The following is a 24,482-nucleotide window of genomic DNA, read 5'->3' as shown; positions in this document are numbered from 1 at the left end:
TATTATATTTGTTAAGCTATCCTTGCAAGAGGATAGCTTTTTTTACCTTATAACTTATGATAAACATTGTAGTAGCAAAAGCAAGCAACAACGTAATTGGTGCAAAAAATGATTTGATTTGGCATTTACCAAATGATCTGAAACATTTCAAAAGTATAACTTCTGGGCATCCTATTATTATGGGACGAAAAACGTTCGAATCATTGGGTAGACCTTTACCAAATCGTACCAATATTGTTGTGACAAGAGATCAGAATTGGAATACAGAAGGTATCGAAATTGCGTCTTCTTTACCAAAAGCAATAGAAGTTGCGAAAAAAATTGACGATGATATTTACATTATCGGTGGTGGAAATATTTACAAACAAGCGATGGAATTTACTGATATTTTGTACATCACAGAAGTTCATCACGAATTTGATGGAGACACTTATTTCCCAGAAATAGACTTGGACGAATGGGAAGAAGTAGAACGAGAAGATTTCAAAAAAGATGAAAAACATCCATATGCTTACTCGTTTGTGACGTATAAAAGAATAGATTAGAAACTTTCGTGCATAAAAAAAGCAAGAATTTTGATTCTTGCTTTTATATTTTTTACACCTTAATGTTTTACATCTTGTACTTCGTCTGGATTGTGTTTGTATTTGAACACAATTGCGAACAATACCGTAACAACTAATGCGTAGCCTGCGAAAATAAACCAAGAATGTCTCCATCCTTCTAGCTGCAATGTCAAATCAGTTTGACTATACACTAAATGATTCACGATGTATTGTGCAATTAACATTCCGATTGTTGCTCCAAAACCATTGGTCATCATCATAAAAACTCCTTGTGCAGAAGAACGAATTTCTTCGTTTGTTTCTTTGTCTACATACAACGAACCTGATACATTGAAAAAATCGAAAGCGATTCCGTAAACAATCATTGATAAGATAAACATCCAAACGCCAGATCCTGGATCTCCTAATCCAAATAATCCGAAACGTAAGACCCAACCTACCATTGCCATCAACATCACGATTTTGATTCCGAATCGTTTTAGCACGAAAGGAATTAATAAAATACACAATGTTTCAGAAACTTGAGACAACGAAATTAAAGCATTTGCATTACTTGCTCCCCACGTATTGGCATAATCTGGAATATCCTTAAACGTTGTGATAAATGGATTTGCATATCCATTTGTAATTTGCAAAGAAACGCCTAAAAGCATTGAAAAGATAAAGAAAATTGCCATTTTTCTATCTTTAAATAATGCAAAAGCTTTTAAACCAAATGCATCAGAAATAGATTGTTTTTCAGAACTTTTGTTAACTGGGCAATTAGGTAATAAGAAACTGTATAAAAACAATATAACTCCTAAAAATCCAGATACAAAGAACTGATAATAATTGGATTGAAAACTTACGAATGTTGGATCACTTGAAAAGTTAAATCCAAAAACACCATCTTTAAATCCAGAGAAATTAACAAATAACATCGCTACAATAAAACCAACTGTTCCAAACGTTCTGATTGGAGGAAAGGATTTGATTGTGTCTAAATTATTTTGTTTTAAAATTGTGTAGGCTGTTGAGTTAGAAAGGGCGATTGTTGGCATAAAGAACGCCACACTAACCGAATAAAGTGCGAAGATTGTTGTAAAATCTACATCGTTTCCAGCTGTCATTCCGTAATAACCTGCTGCAAACATAAAAATCGCAGCTAATAAATGATTCAATCCCAACAAACGTTGTACAGGAATCCATCTATCCGCTACAATACCCATTATTGCGGGCATAAAAATCGACACAATACCTTGCATCGCGTAAAAAAGACCAATTTTTGGACCTAAGCCAACTGATCCTAAGTAATTTCCCATAGAGGTTAGGTATGCTCCCCATACCGCAAACTCAAGGAAACTCATGATTGTAAGTCTAAGCTTTACAGACATAATTATTTGAAATAGTTATTAGTTTCCCATGTTATCGATTTGATCACGAAGGCGAGCTGCCAATTCATAATCTTCATTCTTCACAGCTTTTTCCATCTCAGTTTCAAGTTCAGATTTTGTCCAACCTTCATATTCGTTGATATCAGACAAATCATTTTCCAAACCAGCCAAGATATCCAAATCATCTTCGAAGTTATTTGCTGCGCGACGTATATTTTCTTCTTCTTCAATAACGTCCAAATGAATTCCAGCTTTTTCTACAACATTATCATAGGCATAGATAGGTGCATTGAAACGAACAGCCAATGCAATTGCATCAGAAGTTCTCGAATCAATCTCGGCACGTTGTCCATCATCATTCACAAAAACAATATTCGAATAAAAAACACCATCTTCTAATTTATAAATATAAATAGAATCAACATTCAATTGAAATTCTTTTCCTAATGAAATAAACAAATCGTGTGTTAATGGACGAGGTGGATTAATATCTTTCTCTAAAGCTAATGCGATTGATTGTGCCTCAAAGCTCCCAATAATAATTGGCAACTTTCTTCCTCCTACATTTTCCTCTAGAATCAACGCATATGCGCCAGTCTGAGTTTGACTGTAAGATATTCCTTTAATATTTAATCTAATTAAATTGTCCATTTGGGCGTAAATCTATGAAAAACTGATGAATATTTAATCTTTTTTTAATGAATAAAAAAAATCCGAACCACCTAAATGATTCGGATTGAATTTATAATCTTAAAATGATTAAGCTTGACCTTTATATTTTTTTAACTCTTCAGTTAATTTAGGAACAATCTCAAAAGCATCTCCTACGATTCCGTAATCAGCCGCTTTAAAGAAAGGCGCTTCTGGATCATTGTTGATGACAACAATTGTTTTAGATCCATTAACTCCAGCTAAGTGCTGAATAGCTCCTGAAATACCAACTGCGATATATAAATTTGGCGCAATTGCTTTTCCTGTTTGTCCTACGTGCTCAGCATGCGGTCTCCAACCAATATCAGCAACTGGTTTAGATGATGCTGTAGCAGCTCCTAAAACTTTTGCTAAATCTTCGATCATTCCCCAGTTTTCAGGACCTTTCATTCCACGACCTGCAGAAACAACAATATCCGCTTCTTTCAAATCGATTTTATCAGAAGAAGCCATTTCTGTTGAAACAACTTTTACTTTTGCATCTGCATCAGAAACTGATACTGAAGCTGATTCTTCTGAACCTGAAACTGCATTTTCTTTTGCTCCGAATGCGTTTTGTAGAACTGTAACTACAACTTTTCCTGAAACTGCAACAGTTTCTACTCCTTTTCCAGAGAATGCTTTACGTGCAACTGTGAATGGAGAAACTGCTGTTGGAGATTTTTCTACATTTGTTACTAAAGATGCTCCTGTTTTGTATGCTAAAACTGGTGCTATAGTCGCTCCTTCGTTTGTTGATGGTAAAACCACAACATCTCCTTGAGCAACTTCAGCCAAAGCTTTTGCGTAAGAATTTGCATCAAATTTTGCTAAAGCTGCATTATCAACTTTAACTACTTTAGATGCTCCATATTTATATAATTCGTCAGCAGTAGCATTTCCAAAAACGATTGCTGTAACAGTATCTCCAGCAACATCAGCTGTAGCTTTTGCGTAAGAAACTGCTTCTAATCCTGCTTTTTTATATTTTCCGTCGTGTGACTCTGCGTATACAAAAATTGCCATTTTTTAATTTCTTTTTAGGTGAATAATTAGATTACTTTAGCTTCTTCGTGTAATAATCTTACCAATTCTGCTACATTGTCTTTGTCGATTAATGTTACATTACCTCTTTCAGCAGGTTTTACATAACCAACAACTTCAACTTTAGTTTCTGTCGCTTCTGGTGCAACAACTGCGATTTGTTTTGTACGCGCTTGCATAATTCCACGCATATTAGGAATTCTTAATGCAGCCTCGTCAACCAATCCTTTTTGTCCTGCGATAACAGCTGGTAAAGTAACTTCTACAGTTTCTTTTCCTCCGTCAATTTCACGAACAGCTTTTGCAGAAGAACCTTCTACATCAAGACCGATACATCCGTTTACAAAACCATAATCTAACATTGCAGCAACTAATCCTGGTACAGAACCTCCATTATAATCAATTGATTCTTTTCCTGTCAATACTAAATCAAAACCACCATCTTTAGCAGCTTTTGCGATTTGTGTAGCAACAAAGAAATCATCGCGAGCATCAGCATCAATACGAATTCCATCATTCGCACCAATCGCTAAAGCTTTACGCATAACTGGATCTACAGTTGCATCTCCAACAGTTAAAATTGTAACAGTAGCTCCTTGTTTTTCTTGTAACTCTACTGCTTTATTTAAACTAAATTCGTCGTGCGGGTTAATAACGAACTGAACACCATTTTTATCAAATGATTTTCCGTCAGCTGTGAAGTTGATTTTTGCTGTAGTATCTGGTACACTACTAATACAAACTAATATCTTCATAATTTTGTGTTTACTTTTTCTTTTATGTAAAAATAACTAATTTATTTTATTATGCAAGCATAACATTGTTAATTCTTTACTAAGTCGTTACTTTTCGCTTTCAATTGTTTTTTATAAACTGAATTTGAAACCAATACACTTAGTTCGTACAATAACCAAAGAGGAATTGTAACTAAAATCATACTGTACACATCGTTTGGTGTAATTGCAGCTGCAATCACTAATACAACAATAAATGCGTGTTTACGGTATTCTTTCAAAAATTTTGGTGTTAAGATTCCAATACTCGTTAAGAAGTAAACGAAAACAGGCATCAAAAACATAACTCCCATCGATAATAATAATTGAACAAATAAATCGATATAACTTGGCAACGTCCATGTATTTCCTACACCAAAAGGATCGTAAGTGAATAAAAATTGTGTACACAATGGTAGCAACATATAGTAACTAAATAAGACTCCTGTTACAAAGAAAAACGAAACAGCGAAAATGGTAAATCCTGCATATTTTCGTTCAGCTTCTTTTAATGCTGGTTTTACAAATCGCCAAATTTCAAAAATAATATAAGGAATTGCGATAATTACACCACACACAATTACTGCAAAAAATTGTGAAGTGATCTGTCCTGATGGATTAAGATTGGTCAATTCTTTCGAAATATCAAATGATTCGGTATAAATTTTTCCGAAACCTGTTAATTCACCAAATTGATTAAAAATATCAAACGTTGGAAAAGTTGATTTTAATGGAGCCATAATCACATGTTCCACCAATTCGTCCCAATAAATAGCGACTGCAATAGATGTAATCACAATTGATAAAATAGAACGAACCAAATGTCCTCTCAACTCACCAATATGAGCCAAAAATGACATACTCGATTTTGTATTATCTGCCATACGCTTATTCGATTCCTTCGTTTAAAATTGAGTGAATATCCAAAATTCCATAATAATGATTTTCTTCATCAACCACCACCAATTGTCCAATACTGTTGTGACGAAGAATCGCTAAAGCTTCTCTTGCTTTTTCAGCTTTTTTGATTGTTTTCGGATTCATTGAAGCAATATCTTTCGCAGTTAAATGTGCAAAAGTTTCATTATTTAATAACATTCGGCGCAAATCTCCATCTGTTATCACACCAACAATTTTATCATTATCAATCACAACTGTAATTCCATGACGACCTGATGTTAATGAATTAATGACTTCTGTAATCGAAGAATCTGGATGCACAGAAGGTTTTCTTTCTGGATCAACAATATTTTCTACTGTCCACAATAATCGTTTTCCTAAAGCTCCACCTGGATGATATTTTGCAAAATCGTTTTGTGTAAACGCTCTCAATTTCATCAAAGCTACCGCCAATGCATCACCCATTACCAATTGAGCCGTTGTAGAAGTTGTTGGTGCCAAATTTACGGGACAAGCTTCTTTATCAATATTAACATCCAAAACAATGTCTGAATTTTTTGCTAATTCTGATTTCAAATTTGATGTTAAACCAATCAAAACTGATGCATATTGTTTAAGAATCGGAGCCAAATATGTAATCTCTGGCGTATTTCCACTTTTCGAAATACAAATCACCACATCTTCTGGTCGTACAAGACCCAAATCGCCATGAATAGCTTCCGTCGCATGTAAAAATTGACTTGGAGTTCCGGTAGAATTTAAGGTTGCTACAATTTTATTTGCAATGTGTGCACTCTTTCCTACTCCAACAACTACCAACTTTCCTTTCGTGTTATATATCGCATTTACCGCATCAACAAAAGACTCGCTAATACGAGAAGCTATTGCTTCCAGCGCTTGAATTTCTTCTCGAAATACCCCTTGCGCTATTTGTATTAATTCTGAATTTTCCACAATAAAATTTCTATTGTCTATTTTTAAAATTTTTCGTACTTTTACTCTCCTTTTTTATTTACACTCAATTATATATAAATCATATAAAATTTATGTGTATATTTAAGAGTTATCAAATATAGGAACTATTTAATTTATAATATTAATTTTAGTCTTTTGTGTAGATGGAAGCCACTTCGAAAAACTTAACATCTTACCTAAAAAAATATTTTGGTTTCGACCAATTTAAAGGACAGCAGCACGAAATCATTACAAGCTTACTAAATAAAGAAGATGTATTTGTTTTGATGCCAACTGGAGGAGGTAAGTCTTTATGTTATCAATTACCGGCATTAATGTCAGATGGAGTCGCGATTATTGTGTCCCCTTTAATCGCGCTGATGAAGAATCAAGTAGACGCTATACGTGGAATTTCTGAAAATGATGGAATTGCCCACGTATTAAACTCATCTTTAAACAAGTCAGAAACGAAAACAGTTATGACAGATATTAAAGATGGAGTAACTAAAATGTTGTACGTTGCACCCGAATCTTTGACAAAAGAAGAATACATCGATTTCTTTAAATCGGTAAAAATTTCTTTTTTTGCTATTGATGAAGCGCACTGTATTTCTGAATGGGGACACGATTTTCGACCAGAATATCGTAATCTAAAAGCGATTATCAACAAAATTGGTGATGCGCCAATTATTGCTTTAACTGCAACAGCAACACCAAAAGTACAAGAAGATATTCAGAAAACTTTGGGAATGCAAAGCGCTAAAGTTTTTAAAGATTCTTTTAATCGTACGAATTTATTTTACGAAATCCGCCCAAAGGTTGATCAAGACAAACAAATCATCAAATTTATCAAACAAAACGATGGTAAATCTGGTGTCATTTATTGCTTGAGTCGTAAAAAAGTTGAAGAAATTACGCAACTTTTACAAGTAAACGGAATCAATGCCATTCCTTACCATGCAGGTTTAGACGCCAAAACACGTAGCAAACATCAAGATATGTTTTTGATGGAAGATGCAAGTGTCGTTGTCGCTACAATTGCTTTCGGAATGGGAATTGACAAGCCAGATGTACGTTTTGTGATGCATTACGATATGCCAAAATCGTTAGAAAGTTATTACCAAGAAACTGGTCGTGCAGGTCGCGATGGTGGTGAAGGTGTTTGTATTGCTTTCTATGATTATAAAGATATCGAAAAGTTAGAAAAATTCTTAGCAAGTAAACCTGTTGCAGAACGCGAAGTTGGAATGCAATTACTTTCTGAGGTTGTAGCATATGCCGAAACTTCGATGTCGCGTCGTAAATTTTTGTTACATTATTTTGGAGAAGAATTCGACGACAAAAACGGCGAAGGGGCAAATATGGACGACAATATGCGCAATCCTAAAAAAATGATTGAAGCAAAAGATGATGCAGTAATTGCATTAGATGTTGTTCAGAAAACAAATCAAAAATTAAAATTAAATGATGTTGTAAATGTTATAGTTGGTAAAGAAACTTCTATTACAAAATCATATAATTTGAGCTCTGAAGATTTCTTCGGAATTGGAAAAGCAAAAGAAGATTATTATTGGAAATCTATTTTACGCCAATTAATTGTACGTAATTTATTAGAGAAAGAAATCGAATCATATGGTATTTTAAAAATTACCAAATCTGGAAAAGATTTCATTAGTAAGCCAACTTCTTTTGAAATTGCCGAAGATATTGATTTCAAAAAATTATTATCAGAAGGTAGCTTTGAAAAAGAAGAAACATCTTCTGCACCTATTGCTTTTGATGATGTTTTATTGAAACAATTGAAAGATTTACGTAAAAAAATCTCTAAAAAACATCAAATTCCACCTTTTGCAGTTTTCCAAGATTCGAGTTTAGATGATATGACAATGCAATATCCAACAACAGTTAAGGAGTTAACAAATGTGTTTGGTGTTGGAGAAGGGAAAGCTCAGAAATTCGGAAAAGAATTTGTAGATTTTATTGCGCAATATGTTAAAGACAACGACGTTATTCGACCTGAAGATATGGTGATTAAACAAGTTGCTGACAAATCGAGTCACAAAGTTTATATCATTCAATCGACAGACAGAAAGTTAAATCTTGAAGATGTTGCGGAAGCAAAAAATATGACGATGAGCGATTTACTTTCAGAAATGGAAAGTATCGTTTATCAAGGAACAAAATTAAATATCAATTATTATATTGACGAAGTTTTGGACGAAGATCAACAAGAGGAAATTTATGAATTCTTGATGGACGCAGATTCTGACTCAATGTCATCATTATTAGATGAATTTGGTGACGATTATGATGAAGAAGAATTACGTTTAATGCGTATCAAATTCATCAGTGAAGTCGCAAATTAAACCATACAAAAAATAAACTTTCAGCCCAAGGAATGCTTATCTTTGGGCTTAATTATTACAAGAAAAATGAACAATAAAGCAATATTAATGATTTTGGACGGATGGGGAATTGGACCAAACCCTGCTGTTTCTGCAATCGCGCAAGCAAATACACCTTTTGTAGATAGCTGTTTCGAGAAATTTCCACATTCTACGTTGGATACGTTTGGTTTAGCCGTTGGTTTACCAGAAGGACAAATGGGGAATTCGGAAGTTGGACATATGAATTTGGGTGCTGGACGCGTAGTTTTCCAAAACTTAGTTCGAATCAATATGGCGGTTGAAAACGGAACGTTACAAAACGAACCTATCTTAAAAGATGCTTTTCAATATGCTTTAGAGTATAACAAAAAAGTACATTTCATTGGTTTAGTTTCTGATGGTGGTGTACACTCACATATCAATCATTTGAAAGGTTTGTTAGATGCAGCAAATCAATCAGGTTTACAACAAAATGTTTTTGTACATGCTTTCACAGATGGTCGTGACACCGATCCAAAATCTGGCGAAGGATTTATCACAGAATTGATGAATCACATGACAAAATCAACAGGAGAAATCGCTTCGATTACTGGTCGTTATTATGCAATGGATCGTGATAAACGTTGGGAACGTGTGAAATTAGCATTCGATGCAATGGTAAATACAGTTGGTAAAACAACAACAAATCCATTAGAAGCAATTCGTGCATCTTATAATGAAGGCGTAACAGATGAATTCATCAAACCGATTATTGTAACGGATGGAAATGGTCAACCAAAAGCTAAAATCGAGAATGATGATGTAGTGATTTGTTTCAATTTTAGAACTGATCGTGGACGTGAAATCACAGAAGTTTTAACGCAACATGATTTTCCAGAATTTGGAATGCATAAATTAAATCTAAAATATATCACTCTTACAGAATATGATGCTACATATACTGGAGTTGCGGTAATTTTTGATGAGAAAAATATTGTAAATACGTTAGGAGAAGTTATTTCTAATGCTGGTCGTAAGCAAATTCGTATTGCTGAAACTGAAAAATATCCACACGTAACATTTTTCTTCAATGGTGGTCGCGAAGAACCTTTCGTTGGTGAATCTCGTGTTTTATGTGCTTCGCCAAGAGATGTTGCTACTTACGATTTGAAACCAGAAATGGCTGCATATGATATTACAAATGCAATTGTACCAGAAATCGAAAAAGAATCAGCGGATTTCATTTGTCTTAACTTCGCTAATACAGATATGGTTGGACATACAGGTGTTATGTCTGCGGCAATAAAAGCTGCTGAAGTAGTAGATTCTTGTGCGGAGAAAATTGTAAATGCAGCTTTAGAACATGGTTACAATGTGGTGATTTTGGCTGATCACGGAAATTCAGATTTTATGATGAACGAAGATGGATCACCGAATACGCAACATACAACGAATCCTGTTCCATTTATTTTGGCTCAGAAAAATATCGAATGGAATGTTGAGCATGGTAAACTTGGAGATATTGCACCAACTATCTTAACTTTGATGGGAATTGAAATTCCAACTGAAATGACTGGAAACATTATTGTTCAAAAAAAATAACCTAAATAACTTTAAATACTTACAAACATGATTAATAAAATTATTGCTGTTGACTTTGATGGAACTGTGGTAGATGATAAATATCCAGAAATTGGAAAAGCTAAAATCTTCGCTTTCGAAACATTGAAACAATTACAAAACGACGGATATCGCCTTACTTTATGGACTTATCGTAGTGGTAAATATTTAGACGAAGCTGTTGAGTTTTGCAAACAAAATGGTATAGAGTTTTATGCCATCAACAATAGTTTTGACGGAGAGGATTTTGATAAAAATACGCAAAGTCGAAAAATAAATGCCGATATCTTTATCGACGATAGAAATTTAGGAGGTTTCCCAGGTTGGAGTGACGTTTATCAAATCATTACAAAAAAGATTGAATTAAGTGTTCACGCAAACGGGCAAAAAGCTCCTGAGAAGAAAAAGAAAAGAGGATTTTTCGGATTATGATACATTTAAAAAGTAAAGAAGAATTAGAACTAATGTACCTAAGCGCTCAATTGGTTTCAAAAACCTTGGGTATGTTAGCCAAAGAAGTAGTGCCTGGTGTTACAACCAATCATTTAGATAAATTAGGAGGCGAATTTATTCGCGACAATGGTGGATATCCTGCATTTTTAGGAATGTACGATTTCCCTAAAAACCTTTGTATTTCTCCAAATCAACAAGTTGTTCATGGAATTCCAAACGATGAACCACTTAACGAAGGAGATATTGTTTCGGTAGATTGTGGTGTTTATATGAATGATTTTTACGGAGATCACGCTTATACATTTGCAGTTGGTGAAGTAGATGCTGAAACTGAAAAATTATTACGCATTACAAAAGAATCTATGTTCAAAGGAATAGAACAAATGAAAAAAGGTAATCGCGTAGGTGATATCGGTTTTGCAATTCAACAATATTGTGAAAAAGAAGGTTACGGAATCGTTCGTGAATTAGTTGGACACGGATTAGGTCGTAAAATGCACGAAGAACCACAAGTTCCGAATTATGGACGTCGTGGATCTGGTAAAAAAATTGAAGAAGGAATGGTGTTAGCCATCGAACCAATGGTAAATATGGGAACTGAAAAAGTCTTCTTTCATCCAGATGGTTGGACGGTTACAACGCGCGATGATAAATATTCGGCTCACTTCGAACACGATGTTTGTGTAGTGGATGGCGAACCAAAATTATTGTCAACTTATCAGTTTATTTACGATGCTTTAGGAATCGTATCTGACGAAGAAAAACCATTTTTATTCAAACCTTAAGAAAACTTTTGTGAAAAAGCTTTTAAAAAAAATCATGAATATTCTACCTCGTCCTTTATTAATACAAGGTAGTTATATTATTCGTCCTGTTTTAGTTTGGTTTATGAAAGGAAATCGCTTCGTAGACCCAATTGATGGACAAGGTTATTATAGTTTGTTGCCTTATGGTTACGAAAAACAGCGTGATAATGTACTTTCACCCGGAACTTTTTCATTAGAAAGACATCGCTTGATGTGGTTGTACCTAAAAAATGAAACGTCTTTCTTTACTGAAAAAGCTAAAGTTTTGCACATTGCTCCAGAGCAATCTTTTATCAAGCGTTTTCGTGCGATGAAGAATTTAGAATACATCACAAGTGATATAGAATCGCCTTTGGCAGATGTAAAAGCAGATATCTGCGATTTACCTTTTGGTGATGATACATTTGATATCATTTTTTGTAATCACGTTTTGGAACATATTCCTGACGATCACAAAGCGATGAGCGAATTATTTCGTGTCATGAAACCAGGAGGTTGGGGAATTCTGCAAGTTCCAATTTCGTATCAACGTGATGTAACGTACGAAGATCCAACGGTTACAACAAAAGAAGAACGTAAAGAAAAATTTGGACAATATGATCACGTTCGTGTTTATGGTTTAGATTATTACAAACGTTTGGAAGATGTAGGATTTATTGTAGAAAAAGCAGATTACACCAAACAAATTCCTTCGGAAGATGTACTAAAATATTGTTTAGAAAAAGGTGAAATTTTACCAGTTGTTCGCAAACCAGCGGTATAATTCATTTAAAAATAGTCAAAATAAAAGCGTTACTTTTTTGAGTAACGCTTTTATTTTGACTATTTTTCAACTCCTTCATTCGATGTTTACGATGCATTCATATCGTTTTGCATTTCTCTTAACGTCATTACTTTTCCTCTTGTAGGTAAATTAATTTTAAGATTTTCTTTCAAAATTTCAAGTTGATTAATCTTAAAAATCACTGTAAAATAAGGCGAAATAATTTCTGCTTGTAAAATCAACCCCGGTAAATTCGAAAAATAATAAGGTCCATCTTTATATCTTATTTCAGGCGAATACCAAGCCGTAAATTCATTTCCATCTCGATCTTGATCAATCGCTTTTACGACATTATAACCATTAATCACAGCTTTTTCTTTCGTTAATTTCCAATTAAAATTAGGTATATTTTCTTTAACCAAATACGTTTTTACATTAATATCAAACTGTTTATAATATTCATTTTTAGAAAAATCTTTATACAAAGGATTTTGTTCCGATTTCAAAATCTCTTGTACAACCATATCCGCTTCATGTTGTGCGTTATTCACTTTTGTATCTGCTCGAAAAACAGATAAATTTTTATTACTTTCTAATATAAAATCGACAAAAACTCCTCTATCTATAGCCATTTTGAAAGCTGGTTGCAAATTCTTTGAAAACATATCCTTCGATTGTTCATAATCAAAAATAAATTCGGCTTTGTAAGTTGCTCGTATGCTTTCTTTTTGCGTTTGTGCTGACAGATTAATTCCTAAAAACGAGGTAATTGCGACAATTATATTTTTATTTATTGGGTTTTTATTTTATTTAAAACTTTTTCTAATATCCATCTTTTCGTTCACCGATTTGTTGAACTCTGAAAAAGATTGCGTGTTATAATCATTTACGATTATACTAAAATTCATATCTAAATCTGTTTTTTCATCATCTTTTTCATAAGTAGTGTTCCAAATTGCAGACGTTTCTTTCAACACCCAATTCCCGTTATGAGGACGATATTTATAAACAACTTTTGCTTCTCTTAAAAATTCATTTTCTGAATATTTAGTTTCCGGAATAGTCGTTTCCCAATAAAACTCAACAACAGCAAATGTATCTTTATCAATTGTCAGAAATACATCTCTTGATTTTGTTTTTATTGTAACTTCATAAACAAAACTATCTCCATATTTTGTTAATGATAAATTAGATTCTTCATATTTCTTTTCCTTTAATAAGTATACAAATTGCTTAATATATTTTTCTTTCAAATAAATACTCTCCAAATAATAAATCAAACGAATATTTGAATTTGGTTCTCGTCCACTTTTTATTTCGTTGTTTACAATTCCTTTTGATTTAATTTTCAAATCTCCTCGTTTAAATTTAAACTGTAAATCTGCATCAATAAAATCCCGTTCATTATTATTAAATAACAAATCTTGTTGAAAATTAACTAAGAAATAATATTGTTCAATATTAAAGTTTTTATCATAATTATCATAAACTTTCTGTAGAACATCTTCGGCTTTCAAGTTTGTTACAAAAGCTTCTTTTAACTCGATTTCGGATACTCTTTCGAGTTTGATTATCATTTCAGATTTTAATTCCGATACGTTGATTATTGCATCTTGATAATCTTTTTTCGAAACGATTAACTCATCTGTTTGCGAAACATTGTTTAAATCAACCACAACTTTTCCTTTCATGTCTGATACAAAATTCTTAGTCGAATTTTTGAAATATACATCTGCATCATAAAGTGGTAAATTATCCGAAAGGTCTAATATTTTTAGATTTATAATTTGAGCATTTAAACAAATCGTAAACAATGTAAATAAGTAAAATAGTTTTTTCATATAATTTAAAATCAATAATGAATTAAAGATATATTTTAATCTCGTTAAGAATTTGTTAATCAGAATATTTTGTAGATATTTTAACAAAAAAAAACGCTACTAAAAAGTAACGCTTTGTAATTATTGTAAATAATATTTTTCTAATGAGCTTCTAACCAATTCGCTCCTACTCCGACTTCTGCAATCAACGGAACATCCATTTGCATTGCAGCTTCCATAGTCGATTTGATTAATTCAGAAACTTTTTCAAACTCATCTTTGGGTGCATCAAAAATTAACTCATCATGCACTTGTAAAATCATTTTGGTTTTATAATTTTTCTTCAATTCTTTCTGAATTTGAATCATTGCCATTTTCACGATATCCGCCGCAGTACCCTGTATTGGCGCATTTACAGCATTTCGCTCAGCATGCGAACGCACCACAGCATTTCTCGAATTGATATCTTTCAAATAACGGCGACGACCCATTAACGTTTCTACAAAACCTTGGTCACGAGCTACCTCAACTTGTTTTTCGATATACGCTTTCAACGTTGGATAAGTTTCATAATACGCATCAATCAATGCTTTGGCTTCTTTACGAGAAATATTTGCTTGATCTGCTAAACCAAAAGCCGAAACACCATAAATAATTCCGAAGTTTACCGTTTTCGCTTGACTACGTTGTTCACGCGTCACCTCATCTAAATCTACATTGAAAACTTTTGCGGCAGTAGAAGCGTGAATATCTTCTCCATGTTTGAAAGCTTCTACCATTGCAGGATCTTGTGACATTTGTGCAATCAAACGCAATTCAATTTGCGAATAATCGGCAGAAATAATCACATGATTTTCATCTCGCGCAACAAAGGCTTTACGAATTTGCTGACCTTCTTCTGAACGAATCGGAATGTTTTGTAAATTCGGATTTACAGAAGACAAACGTCCCGTTGCAGCAACCGTTTGCGCGTATGTTGTATGCACGCGACCAGTTTTTGGATTCACCAATTCTGGCAACGCATCAATATAAGTCGATTTTAATTTTTGTAATTGACGGTACTCTAAAATATCATTGATAATTGGATGCTTATCTTTCAGTTTTGATAAAATTTCTTCTCCTGTTGCATACTGACCAGTTTTAGTTTTCTTCGCTTTTGGATCTAATTGTAATTTATCAAACAAGATTTCTCCCAATTGTTTTGGCGAATTAAGATTGAATTCTTCTCCAGCATCTTCCTGAATTTTTGCTTCTAATTCTCTTAATTTCGCTTCGTGTTTTACCGAAAGTTCTTTCAAGAACGGAACATCCAAATTAACACCTTCCAATTCCATATCAGCCAAAACTTGCATCAATGGCATTTCAAGATCAGTGAATAATTTGTGTGTATTTGATTTGATTAATTCTGGTTCGAAAAGATTTTTCAACTGATTTGTAATATCAGAATCTTCTACTCCATATTCGGTTTGCTCCATCAACGGAACATCACGGAAATTCTTTTGATTCTTTCCTTTTTTTCCAATCAAACTTTCGAGTGAAACTGGTTGATAACTCAAATATGTTTCTGACAACACTTCCATATTGTGATGCATATCTGGATTAATCAAATAATGCGCAATCATCGTATCAAAATTTTGACCTAAAACAACAATGTCATATTTGTTTAAAACTTTAATATCATATTTTAGATTTTGACCAATTTTCGAAATTGATTCATCTTCAAAAAATGGTTTAAATTCGTTGATAATTGCTTTTGTTTCTTCAAAATCTGTTGAAAAAGGCACATAATAACCTTTTCCTTTTTCCCAAGAAAACGAAATCCCGACCAATTCTGCTTCTAACGCATCCAAAGAAGTTGTTTCTGTATCGAAAGTCACTTCTTTTTGTTTCAGAATATTTCTCAACAATAATTCTCTTCCTTTTTTCGTATCGATTAATTGATACAAATGATTGGTTGTTGAAATATCTGTAAAAGCTGAATTTTGTGGAACGATTTCTTCATCAGACGTAAAATCGAACAATGATTGTTGAGCCATTTGCACTTGATTCGAAGAAATCTGACTTGCCGCAGAAATTTCTTCTTGCGCTTCTTTGATAATTCCCGAAACATCCAAACCATAAATTCTGTAAACCGTTTCTAACATACGACGGAATTCTAACTCCGTGAAAAGTTCAGTAACTTTTTCTATATCTGGCGGGCAAACCGTTAAATCTTCTTCATCAAATTCTACAGGAACATCTGTAATAATCGTTGCTAATTTCTTCGAAAGAATTCCAAGCTCTTTATTCTCTTCAATCTTTTCTTTAGCTTTCCCTTTCAGCTTATCTGTATTCGCTAAAAGGTTTTCCAATGATCCAAATTCTTTCAAATATTTACTTGCCGTTTTTGCTCCAACACCTGGTAAACCTGGAATATTATCCACAGCATCACCCATCATTCCAAGGTAATCGATAACTTGAATTGGATCGTCGATTTCAAATTTTTCTTTTACTTCTTCAATTCCCCAAATCTCAACACCTTTTCCATTTGCAGCAGGACGATACATTTTAATTTTTTCCGTTACCAATTGCGCAAAATCCTTATCGGGTGTCACCATATAAGTTGTATAACCAGCTTTCTCTGCTTTCTGTGCTAATGTTCCGATCACATCATCTGCTTCGTAACCTTCGGCGAAAAGTACTGGAATTTTTAACGCTCGTAAAATATCTTGAATATACGGAACGCCTTGACGAATGGCTTCTGGCGTTTCATCACGATTTGCTTTATATTCAGGATAATCTACCGTACGAACTGTTGCTTGACCAACATCAAAAACAACCGCCAAATGCGTTGGTTGTTCACGTCGAATGACATCGAACAAGGAATTCGTAAATCCCATAATTGCCGATGTATTGAAACCTTTTGAGTTGATTCGTGGATTTTTGATAAATGCATAATACCCTCTAAAAATTAAGGCATAAGCATCTAACAAAAAAAGTCTTTTATCTAATTGATTCATTTAATAAGTTTTAAGTATTACGCCAAACGTTTTACGCTAAACGATAATAACAAAATTGTAACGTAGAACTTATAACGTACCACGTAAAACTAAAATTTAATATTCTGGTGCTAATTCAACAACTAATCCATCCATTTCATTCGAAAGATGTAACTGACAACCTAAACGTGAATTATCTTTCACATTAAATGCCTCTGCTAACATTGCATCTTCATCAGGCGTCATTTCTGGTAATTGAATTTCTGGTGTTAAGACATAACATTGACAAGAAGCACACATCGCCATTCCACCACAAATACCAATGGTTCCTTCTGGTGCTAATTCGTAGGCGCGCACAAGCTCCATGATATTCATATTCATATCAGTAGGCGCGTCAACTTCGTGCGAAACACCTTCTCTATCTATAATTGTAATTTTAATATCTGCCATAATACTTTTTCAAGTTAAACAAAAATACGGATTGTTTACTTTCAAAAAAAGAATATACCTCATTGGTTCATATTTAATACTAATTTTAAATAAGAACTGTTACGAATTACGAATTTTGTCGACTAATTAGTAAAATTAAAAAAATGAATTCACACGAAATAGATTATAAAATTTACGGTGAAGAAATGCAATTTGTCGAAATTGAATTAGATCCACAAGAAACTGTTGTAGCAGAAGCAGGTAGTTTTATGATGATGGATGATGGTGTAAAAATGGAAACAATTTTTGGCGATGGTTCTCAACAAAGTGGTGGAATTTTCGGAAAATTATTAAATGCCGGAAAACGAATGTTAACAGGTGAAGGTTTGTTTATGACTTCGTACACAAATTACGGACAAGGAAAAAAGAAAGCGTCTTTTGCTGCACCATATCCAGGAAAAATTGTTCCGATAGATTTACCAGAAGTGAACGGAAAATTTATTTGCCAGAAAGATGCTTTTCTTTGTGCTGCAAAAGGAGTTTCGGTTGGAATTGAATTTAATCGAAAATTAGGAACTGGACTTTTTGGAGGAGAAGGTTTCATTATGCAAAAATTAGAAGGCGACGGAATGGCTTTCATTCATGCTGGTGGAACATTACATCGTCGTGTTTTACAAGCTGGCGAAGTTCTGAAAGTTGATACAGGTTGCATTGTTGGTTTCGAACAATCTGTTCATTACGATATCGAATTTATAGGCGGAATTAAAAATACATTTTTCGGAGGAGAAGGTGTTTTCTTTGCTACATTAAGAGGTCCTGGTGTTGTATATATACAATCTTTACCTTTTAGCCGATTGGCTGATCGTATTATTGCACATGCACCTTCTGCAGGCGGTTCTTCACAAGGTGAAGGTTCTATTTTAGGAGGTTTAGGAAGATTAATTGATGGTGATTAAAATTTAATTTTATAAAGAAGGGTTTCAAATTGAAACTCTTTTTTTTGAGCTGTACGTAAAACCGTAATTTATTTCAATTGATTTTTCTTATTTATAATAAAAATTTTATCATTTGAAAAAACTTCTATTAACCGTTATTTTTTGTTCAGGATTTACGTTTGGACAAAATATTTTATCTTTTAGTAATGATCAATATAGCGGGATTAACGGTAGTGTTTTTTCTCCGACAACTTCATATTTTAACCCGAATAAATGGGATATTAATATTATTTCTGAGGATATTTTATTCAGAAATGATTACGCTTACGTATCCGATCAAAACGTATTAGGTTTAATAAAAGGTGAAACAAAATCAGCAAATATAAAAGCTGGAATAAGAGGAGAAACGCATTCTAATATTTTAGATTTCGCAACTAGAAATACGATTTCTTATCATTTGGAAAATGATTTTCTGGGACCTTCCGTTTCTTTTAAAAAGAAAATTAATAATCAAACTTATCGTCTTGGAATTTTCACCCGACTTCGTACACAAGGTTCTATTAAAGATTTAGATAATTATTTTCGTTTTAGTAATCAGAATGAAATAGAACCAAAAAATTATGAGTTTGAACCTACAAAGACAAATGCAATGAATTGGGCTGAATTAGGCTTAAATGTTTCGACAAATTTGTATACAACTAATACTTCTGAAGTTATTATTGGGGCAAATATTAAATATCTTTTGGGTTTAGATGGCGCGTATATCAAAAGTAAAAACGCGATAAAATTAGAAGCTGAACCAACTATAACAAGTACAATCGACAATCCTGATGCAAATATTTATGCGTCAAATTATGATATAAAAGCAGGATATTCTACCAATTATGATTTTGATCGAGATAAATATGTTTTACGAAATAGAGGAAATGGAGTTGGAATAGATTTAGGAATTTCTTTTGTGAACAGAAGAGCGAATGATGAATTATATGATTTCAAATTTTCGGCAAATTTATTAGATGTTGGATTAGTAAAATTCAGAGGCGATAACCATCATTTCTACAATCCCTCGCAAAGAGTTCAAATTCGTAATAATCCAAAATTAGATGGAGTTGAATTTGAAAGTGTTGATCAATATTTAGGACTTTTGAGCAAAGAAGTTTATGGTGATGAAACAAAATCTAAAACGGGAAATAATTTTTCGATCGGTTTACCAACGAGTTTACATCTTAATCTGAGTAAAAAAATTATTGAAAATCATTACTTAAATTTCAATTTGATGCAACGAATTCCAGTTTTTGAAAATAGTTTGAAACGTATCAATGTGCTACAAACTTCTTATACTATCCAAAAAAATGGATTTGGAATTGGACCTTCCCTTTCTATCTATGATTTTGAAAATATAACATTTGGTGGGTATGTAAGAATTGGCCCTCTAATTTTGGGCAGTGATAATGCAATTCCAATCGTTTTTAAACAGAAAAAATTAACTTCTGCGAACTTTTATTTTGGATTAAAATTTTATCCTTTTTGGGACAATGAAGCCAAAAGACGAAGTAGAGAACCTTGTGAATGTGAATAAAAAAAACCTTTTACGCAAAACGTAAAAGATTTAAAAAATATTTCTATTTATTTTGTTAAAATTAGTCAATAGCTTTGACAACCGCTTTTTCGGCTTCTTTTCTTGTCCCGTCGAAACCATCAACACCAGAAACTGTTGTGTATTTCAAGACAAATTTTTTCCCAGGATTCATTCTATTGTAAACAGACTGACACATTAGCGTTGCTTCATGGAAACCACATAAAATCAACTTCAATTTTCCTGGATAAGTATTTACATCACCAATCGCGTAAATTCCTTCGATATTTGTTTGATAATCTAACGCATTATTTACCTTGATTGCATTTTTCTCAATCTCCAATCCCCAATTTGCAATAGGACCTAGTTTTGGAGAAAGACCAAACAATGGAATAAAATAATCTGTTTCAAGTTCAAAAGTTTCACCTTCTTTTTCAATTACCAAACTTTCCACTTTTCCTTCACCTTTGATTCCAGTAATTTCAGCTGGAGTAACCAAATTAATTTTTCCTGCTTTTTTCAATTCAATTACTTTATCAACAGAATCTAAGGCTCCACGGAATTCATTTCTTCTGTGTACCAACGTAACTTCGGCAGCAACATCAGCCAAGAAAATAGACCAATCCAAAGCAGAATCACCACCACCAGCAATTACGATTTTTTTATCACGGAACAATTCAGGATTTTTTACAAAATACTCCACTCCATTTTCTTCGTATGCTTCGATGTTTTCGATAATTGGTTTACGAGGTTCAAAAGATCCAAGACCACCTGCAATCGCAACTGCTTTTCCTTGCACTTGCGTTCCTTTATTAGTTGTTACAATAAAAGTTCCGTCTTCTTGCTTATCGATTGTTGCAGCTTGTTCGTTCAATGTAAAACCTGGCTCAAATTGTTTGATTTGCTCCATCAAATTATCAATCAATTCACCTGCACCAACAGAAGGATAACCAGGAATATCAAAAATTGGTTTTTTTGGATACAATTCTGTCAATTGTCCTCCAGGTTGAGGAAGTGCATCAATAATATGACATCTCATTTTTAATAAACCTGCTTCGAAAACGGCAAAAAGACCAGTTGGTCCAGCTCCGATTATAACTATATCTGTTTGAATCATTTTTTTGAATTTTATTTAGAACGTTACTAAATTGAATGCAAATTTAATGAATTTGAAAGGATTAATCGATGATTATCATCAGAAGTCTAATAATATTTATTGATAATAAAAAAGACAAATTCAATAATGAATTTGTCTTTTGAAGTTGTAGCGAAGAGCAGAATCGAACTGCCGACCTCAGGGTTATGAATCCTGCGCTCTAACCATCTGAGCTACCTCGCCTTGTTTTTAGTGGTGCAAATATAAGAGGTTATTTTCGATTAAAACAAATCTTTTTTGAAATATTTTCAATAAAAAGTCGCTTAAATAGGCTAATCAATTGAATTTCATTAAAATTAAAATCACATTTTTTTTAAGAAAATATCATCCACAAAAAAATCCTCAAGTAAAACTTGAGGATTTTGATATTTTATCTATTTTTCTACTTACGCTAAAGCATTTTTGATACGTGTCATTGCTTCTTTCAACTCTTCTACAGACGCCGCATACGAGATACGAATACAATTTTTAGACCCGAAAGCCGAACCAGAAACAACTGCAACTTGTGCATGCTCTAATAAATATAAAGCTAAATCATCTGCATTGTTAATTGTAACGCCATTGTATGTATTTTCGAAAGTTGCCGTAACATCTGGAAATAAATAGAAAGCTCCTTTTGGTTCGTTTACTTTGAACGTTGGAATTTCTCTTGCCCAACCTAACATCAATTCACGACGTTCTGCAAACGCATCAACCATGTATTGAACAGAACTTGGATCTGCTTCTAAAGCCGTAATTGCAGCACGTTGAGCGATAGACGTTGCTCCCGAAGTCACTTGTCCTTGTAACGTTTCGCATGCTTTTGCTAACCAAGCTGGCGCTCCAATGAAACCAATTCTCCAACCTGTCATTGCGAAAGCTTTTGCTAAACCATTTACAGTTACTGTTTGATTATAAACTTCTGGGAAAGATGCAATCGAAACATTTTTTTCTCCGTAAACAATGTGCTCATAAATTTCGTCCGAAATAATAATCACATCTGGATATTTTGCTAAAACCTCAGCCAAACCTTTCAATTCTTCTCTTGTGTAAACTGATCCTGACGGATTACAAGGAGATGAATAAATAATAGCACGAGTTTTATCTGTAATTGCAGCTTCTAACTGTGCTGGTGTAATTTTGAAATCAGCTTCTAAAGTTCCTTCCACAAAAACTGGCGTTCCTCCTGATAATTCTACGATATCTGAATAAGAAACCCAATAAGGTGTTGGAATAATTACTTCAGTTCCTTCGTCTACAATTGCTTGTAAAACATTATAAATAGATTGTTTTGCTCCAGTAGAAACAACAACTTGATTTGCTGTATATTCAATATTGTTATCACGTTTAAACTTCTTACAAATTGTTTCCTTCAAATCTGCATACCCTGCAATTGGAGGATATCCTGAATAATTTTCGTCGATAGCTTTTTTAGCTGCCTCCTTGATAAAATCTGGTGTATTGAAATCTGGTTCTCCAATACTTAAACTAATCACATCGATTCCTTGTGATTTTAATTCTCTTGCTTTCGCAGACATTGCAATAGTTGCAGATGGTTTCAAATTCTGTAAACGCTTTGAAAGTTGCATAATATTTGTGTGTTATTTGTAATGTAACAATTTATTATTGCGAAGATACTTTTTTCTCCGTAGAATTTTGTTACTTTTAATCATTAAAAATCTAAGAATAAAATAAAAAATTATGGCTGAAATTACATTCAAAGGAAATCCTATTCATACAGGCGGAGATTTACCTATAATTGGTGAAAAAGCGCCGATTTTTGCTTTAACAGCAGGAGATTTAAGCGACAAAACATTGGCTGATTATGCTGGAAAAAATGTTGTTTTAAATATTTTTCCAAGTGTTGACACTGGTGTTTGTGCGCAATCTGTACGAACTTTTAACAAAGAAGTTTCTTCTGCTGCAAATACAGTTGTGTTATGTATTTCGAAAGATTTACCTTTCGCTTTATCTCGTTTTTGTGCTGCCGAAGGTTTGGATAATGTAGTCACTTTATCTGATTTCAAAAATGAAGAATTCGCAAATGCTTATGGTGTTAAAATGGTTGATGGACCATTAAATGGATTATTATCTCGCGCAGTTGTAGTAATTAATCCAAATGGAGAAGTTGCTTATGCAGAACAAGTTCCTGAAATTGGACAAGAACCAGATTACACACATGCTTTAGCTGCAATTAAGTAATCAAAATAAAAAAAAGCGTTACCCGAAAAGTAACGCTTTTTGTTTTGACTATTTTGTGTAAGATAAACTACTTCGCAAACTGAGCAGCTAATTTTTCTGCTTTTTTAGATTCTGAATAATCATAGAATCCTTCTCCAGATTTTACTCCTTTTTTACCAGCAGTTACCATGTTAACTAACAATGGACAAGGTGCATATTTAGGATTTTTGAAACCATCGTACAACACTTCTAAGATTGATAAACAAACGTCTAAACCGATAAAATCTGCTAATTGTAATGGTCCCATTGGATGAGCCATACCTAATTTCATTACTTCGTCAATTTCTTTCACGCCCGCAACTCCTTCATATAAAGAATAAATTGCTTCGTTAATCATTGGCATTAAAATACGATTGGCGATAAAACCTGGATAATCATTCACTTCAACTGGAACTTTTCCTAATTTTTCTGACATTTCCATAATCGCTTTCGTTACTTCGTCTGTTGTATCGTAACCACGAATAATTTCAACCAATTTCATCATCGGAACTGGATTCATGAAATGCATTCCAATCACTTGTTTTGGACGACTTGTAACAGACGCAATTTTTGTAATCGAAATAGAAGAAGTATTAGACGCTAAAATTGCATTTGCTGGCGCAGCTTCATCAATTTGTTTGAAGATTTTCAATTTCAAATCTAAATTTTCTGTTGCAGCTTCTACAACTAAATCCGCATTTTTTACCGCTTCCGCAGTATCTGTAAATGTTGTAATATTATTTAAAGTTGCTGTTTTGTCAGCTTCCGTAATTTTTTCTTTGGCGATCATACGCTCCAAATTTCCAGCGATTGTTTTCAATCCACGCTCCAAACTATCTTGAGAAACGTCAACCAAATTCACTGCAAATCCTGATTGTGCGAAAACGTGAGCAATTCCATTCCCCATCGTTCCAGCTCCAATAACTGTAATGTTTTTCATCTTTTTGTATGTTTGTTTTTATTATTTATTTTTTTTCGAGATTCGAAGTTCGAAATGAGTTTTGCGAAATTTGATTTTTCAGAATGAGAAGCTGAAATGAATTCAGCTTGACAAATTTTCGTCATTCTGATTTCTATGACA

Annotated in this window: 22 protein-coding genes and 1 tRNA gene; 9 read left to right on the top strand and 14 right to left on the bottom strand. The window is 33.3% G+C overall.

Features of this window, described 5'->3' with window-relative positions; genetic code table 11:
- Positions 1-56: 56 nt before the first annotated feature.
- Positions 57-545, top strand: coding sequence for a dihydrofolate reductase (locus tag B4E59_RS03250; RefSeq protein WP_115001867.1), 489 nt, complete (start codon positions 57-59; stop codon positions 543-545).
- Between the two features lie 59 nt (positions 546-604).
- Here the strand turns inward: B4E59_RS03250 and B4E59_RS03245 are convergent, their stop codons facing one another.
- The 6 genes from B4E59_RS03245 to B4E59_RS03220 all read right to left on the bottom strand — a co-directional run bounded on the left by B4E59_RS03245 (position 605) and on the right by B4E59_RS03220 (position 6,300).
- Entirely contained in the window at positions 605-1,939 is a 1,335-nt protein-coding gene (locus B4E59_RS03245; RefSeq protein WP_180905208.1) for an MFS transporter, read from the bottom strand.
- An 18-nt stretch (positions 1,940-1,957) separates the two neighbouring features.
- On the bottom strand, positions 1,958-2,590 hold the full coding sequence (locus B4E59_RS03240; protein ID WP_038332620.1) for a bifunctional nuclease family protein: 633 nt from the start codon (positions 2,588-2,590) through the stop codon (positions 1,958-1,960).
- 108 nt (positions 2,591-2,698) lie between these two features.
- A complete protein-coding gene (locus tag B4E59_RS03235; protein WP_115001872.1) occupies positions 2,699-3,655 on the bottom strand; it encodes an electron transfer flavoprotein subunit alpha/FixB family protein in 957 nt (318 codons plus the stop codon).
- 26 nt (positions 3,656-3,681) lie between these two features.
- Positions 3,682-4,428 (bottom strand): electron transfer flavoprotein subunit beta/FixA family protein, encoded by a 747-nt coding sequence (locus B4E59_RS03230; RefSeq protein ID WP_115001874.1) that lies wholly within the window; start codon positions 4,426-4,428, stop codon positions 3,682-3,684.
- 68 nt (positions 4,429-4,496) lie between these two features.
- Positions 4,497-5,330 (bottom strand): twin-arginine translocase subunit TatC, encoded by an 834-nt coding sequence (gene tatC, locus B4E59_RS03225; RefSeq protein WP_115001876.1) that lies wholly within the window; start codon positions 5,328-5,330, stop codon positions 4,497-4,499.
- Between the two features lie 4 nt (positions 5,331-5,334).
- Entirely contained in the window at positions 5,335-6,300 is a 966-nt protein-coding gene (locus B4E59_RS03220; RefSeq protein WP_125349795.1) for a KpsF/GutQ family sugar-phosphate isomerase, read from the bottom strand.
- A 164-nt stretch (positions 6,301-6,464) separates the two neighbouring features.
- On the opposite strand from B4E59_RS03220, the gene recQ reads away from it, so the two are divergent.
- The 5 genes from recQ (at position 6,465) to B4E59_RS03195 (ending at position 12,308) form a co-directional block, all read left to right on the top strand.
- Positions 6,465-8,666 carry a DNA helicase RecQ gene (recQ, locus tag B4E59_RS03215; protein ID WP_291051262.1) on the top strand — a complete coding sequence of 734 codons (2,202 nt, stop codon included), beginning with the start codon at positions 6,465-6,467 and terminating at the stop codon, positions 8,664-8,666.
- Positions 8,667-8,732: 66 nt separating this feature from the next.
- Positions 8,733-10,268, top strand: coding sequence for a 2,3-bisphosphoglycerate-independent phosphoglycerate mutase (gene gpmI / locus B4E59_RS03210; protein WP_291047204.1), 1,536 nt, complete (start codon positions 8,733-8,735; stop codon positions 10,266-10,268).
- Between the two features lie 27 nt (positions 10,269-10,295).
- Positions 10,296-10,718, top strand: coding sequence for a BT0820 family HAD-type phosphatase (locus tag B4E59_RS03205; protein WP_280045217.1), 423 nt, complete (start codon positions 10,296-10,298; stop codon positions 10,716-10,718).
- Complete coding sequence (map, locus tag B4E59_RS03200; protein ID WP_115001887.1) at positions 10,715-11,524, top strand: type I methionyl aminopeptidase; 810 nt, start codon at positions 10,715-10,717, stop codon at positions 11,522-11,524. The genes B4E59_RS03205 and map overlap by 4 nt, the downstream gene beginning before the upstream one ends.
- Positions 11,525-11,558: 34 nt before the next feature.
- A complete protein-coding gene (locus tag B4E59_RS03195) occupies positions 11,559-12,308 on the top strand; it encodes a class I SAM-dependent methyltransferase (RefSeq protein ID WP_257468107.1) in 750 nt (249 codons plus the stop codon).
- An 86-nt stretch (positions 12,309-12,394) separates the two neighbouring features.
- On the opposite strand, the gene B4E59_RS03190 is transcribed toward B4E59_RS03195, so the two are convergent.
- The 4 genes from B4E59_RS03190 to B4E59_RS03175 form a co-directional block, all read right to left on the bottom strand.
- Positions 12,395-13,087, bottom strand: coding sequence for a GLPGLI family protein (locus B4E59_RS03190; RefSeq protein WP_286495559.1), 693 nt, complete (start codon positions 13,085-13,087; stop codon positions 12,395-12,397).
- A gap of 27 nt (positions 13,088-13,114) precedes the next feature.
- Positions 13,115-14,149 (bottom strand): hypothetical protein, encoded by a 1,035-nt coding sequence (locus tag B4E59_RS03185; RefSeq protein WP_219034878.1) that lies wholly within the window; start codon positions 14,147-14,149, stop codon positions 13,115-13,117.
- 140 nt (positions 14,150-14,289) lie between these two features.
- Complete coding sequence (gene polA / locus B4E59_RS03180; RefSeq protein ID WP_291047200.1) at positions 14,290-17,127, bottom strand: DNA polymerase I; 2,838 nt, start codon at positions 17,125-17,127, stop codon at positions 14,290-14,292.
- Between the two features lie 96 nt (positions 17,128-17,223).
- The gene (locus tag B4E59_RS03175) at positions 17,224-17,556 is read right to left on the bottom strand and encodes a 2Fe-2S iron-sulfur cluster-binding family protein (protein ID WP_286495515.1); all 333 of its coding nucleotides are present in this window, start codon (positions 17,554-17,556) and stop codon (positions 17,224-17,226) included.
- 143 nt (positions 17,557-17,699) lie between these two features.
- Between B4E59_RS03175 and B4E59_RS03170 the strand changes: the two genes are divergently transcribed.
- On the top strand, positions 17,700-18,491 hold the full coding sequence (locus tag B4E59_RS03170; protein WP_286495514.1) for a TIGR00266 family protein: 792 nt from the start codon (positions 17,700-17,702) through the stop codon (positions 18,489-18,491).
- 112 nt (positions 18,492-18,603) lie between these two features.
- Positions 18,604-20,049, top strand: a complete 1,446-nt coding sequence (locus B4E59_RS03165; RefSeq protein ID WP_280049431.1) for a DUF5723 family protein — start codon at positions 18,604-18,606, stop codon at positions 20,047-20,049.
- Positions 20,050-20,110: 61 nt separating this feature from the next.
- Here the strand turns inward: B4E59_RS03165 and B4E59_RS03160 are convergent, their stop codons facing one another.
- The 3 genes from B4E59_RS03160 to B4E59_RS03150 form a co-directional block, all read right to left on the bottom strand.
- The gene (locus tag B4E59_RS03160; RefSeq protein ID WP_115001902.1) at positions 20,111-21,163 is read right to left on the bottom strand and encodes an NAD(P)/FAD-dependent oxidoreductase; all 1,053 of its coding nucleotides are present in this window, start codon (positions 21,161-21,163) and stop codon (positions 20,111-20,113) included.
- A gap of 148 nt (positions 21,164-21,311) precedes the next feature.
- Positions 21,312-21,385: transfer RNA gene (locus B4E59_RS03155), tRNA-Met, on the bottom strand.
- Positions 21,386-21,588: 203 nt separating this feature from the next.
- Positions 21,589-22,770, bottom strand: coding sequence for a pyridoxal phosphate-dependent aminotransferase (locus B4E59_RS03150; protein WP_291051257.1), 1,182 nt, complete (start codon positions 22,768-22,770; stop codon positions 21,589-21,591).
- Between the two features lie 112 nt (positions 22,771-22,882).
- On the opposite strand from B4E59_RS03150, the gene tpx reads away from it, so the two are divergent.
- Positions 22,883-23,383 (top strand): thiol peroxidase, encoded by a 501-nt coding sequence (gene tpx, locus B4E59_RS03145; RefSeq protein ID WP_114997736.1) that lies wholly within the window; start codon positions 22,883-22,885, stop codon positions 23,381-23,383.
- Positions 23,384-23,450: 67 nt separating this feature from the next.
- Here the strand turns inward: tpx and B4E59_RS03140 are convergent, their stop codons facing one another.
- Positions 23,451-24,341, bottom strand: coding sequence for a 3-hydroxyacyl-CoA dehydrogenase family protein (locus B4E59_RS03140; protein ID WP_114997739.1), 891 nt, complete (start codon positions 24,339-24,341; stop codon positions 23,451-23,453).
- Positions 24,342-24,482 lie beyond the last annotated feature (141 nt).

Origin of the sequence: Empedobacter sp. UBA2044 (assembly GCF_002333005.1) — a bacterium.
GTDB classification, from domain to species: domain Bacteria; phylum Bacteroidota; class Bacteroidia; order Flavobacteriales; family Weeksellaceae; genus Empedobacter; species Empedobacter falsenii_B.
Note: the sequence above shows the minus strand (reverse complement) of the source record. Positions and strands in the feature narration are given on the sequence as shown.

Bases quoted from the DNA above. Each gene is read 5' to 3' on its own strand.
- B4E59_RS03175 (WP_286495515.1), bottom strand. From the start codon at position 17,556: ATGGCAGATATTAAAATTACAATTATAGATAGAGAAGGTGTTTCGCAC.
- B4E59_RS03240 (WP_038332620.1), bottom strand. From the start codon at position 2,590: ATGGACAATTTAATTAGATTAAATATTAAAGGAATATCTTACAGTCAA.
- polA (WP_291047200.1), bottom strand. From the start codon at position 17,127: ATGAATCAATTAGATAAAAGACTTTTTTTGTTAGATGCTTATGCCTTA.
- B4E59_RS03205 (WP_280045217.1), top strand. From the start codon at position 10,296: ATGATTAATAAAATTATTGCTGTTGACTTTGATGGAACTGTGGTAGAT.
- B4E59_RS03235 (WP_115001872.1), bottom strand. From the start codon at position 3,655: ATGGCAATTTTTGTATACGCAGAGTCACACGACGGAAAATATAAAAAA.
- tpx (WP_114997736.1), top strand. From the start codon at position 22,883: ATGGCTGAAATTACATTCAAAGGAAATCCTATTCATACAGGCGGAGAT.
- B4E59_RS03150 (WP_291051257.1), bottom strand. From the start codon at position 22,770: ATGCAACTTTCAAAGCGTTTACAGAATTTGAAACCATCTGCAACTATT.
- B4E59_RS03160 (WP_115001902.1), bottom strand. From the start codon at position 21,163: ATGATTCAAACAGATATAGTTATAATCGGAGCTGGACCAACTGGTCTT.
- B4E59_RS03245 (WP_180905208.1), bottom strand. From the start codon at position 1,939: ATGTCTGTAAAGCTTAGACTTACAATCATGAGTTTCCTTGAGTTTGCG.
- B4E59_RS03250 (WP_115001867.1), top strand. From the start codon at position 57: ATGATAAACATTGTAGTAGCAAAAGCAAGCAACAACGTAATTGGTGCA.
- B4E59_RS03195 (WP_257468107.1), top strand. From the start codon at position 11,559: ATGAATATTCTACCTCGTCCTTTATTAATACAAGGTAGTTATATTATT.
- B4E59_RS03170 (WP_286495514.1), top strand. From the start codon at position 17,700: ATGAATTCACACGAAATAGATTATAAAATTTACGGTGAAGAAATGCAA.
- B4E59_RS03185 (WP_219034878.1), bottom strand. From the start codon at position 14,149: ATGAAAAAACTATTTTACTTATTTACATTGTTTACGATTTGTTTAAAT.
- map (WP_115001887.1), top strand. From the start codon at position 10,715: ATGATACATTTAAAAAGTAAAGAAGAATTAGAACTAATGTACCTAAGC.
- gpmI (WP_291047204.1), top strand. From the start codon at position 8,733: ATGAACAATAAAGCAATATTAATGATTTTGGACGGATGGGGAATTGGA.
- recQ (WP_291051262.1), top strand. From the start codon at position 6,465: ATGGAAGCCACTTCGAAAAACTTAACATCTTACCTAAAAAAATATTTT.
- B4E59_RS03140 (WP_114997739.1), bottom strand. From the start codon at position 24,341: ATGAAAAACATTACAGTTATTGGAGCTGGAACGATGGGGAATGGAATT.
- B4E59_RS03230 (WP_115001874.1), bottom strand. From the start codon at position 4,428: ATGAAGATATTAGTTTGTATTAGTAGTGTACCAGATACTACAGCAAAA.
- tatC (WP_115001876.1), bottom strand. From the start codon at position 5,330: ATGGCAGATAATACAAAATCGAGTATGTCATTTTTGGCTCATATTGGT.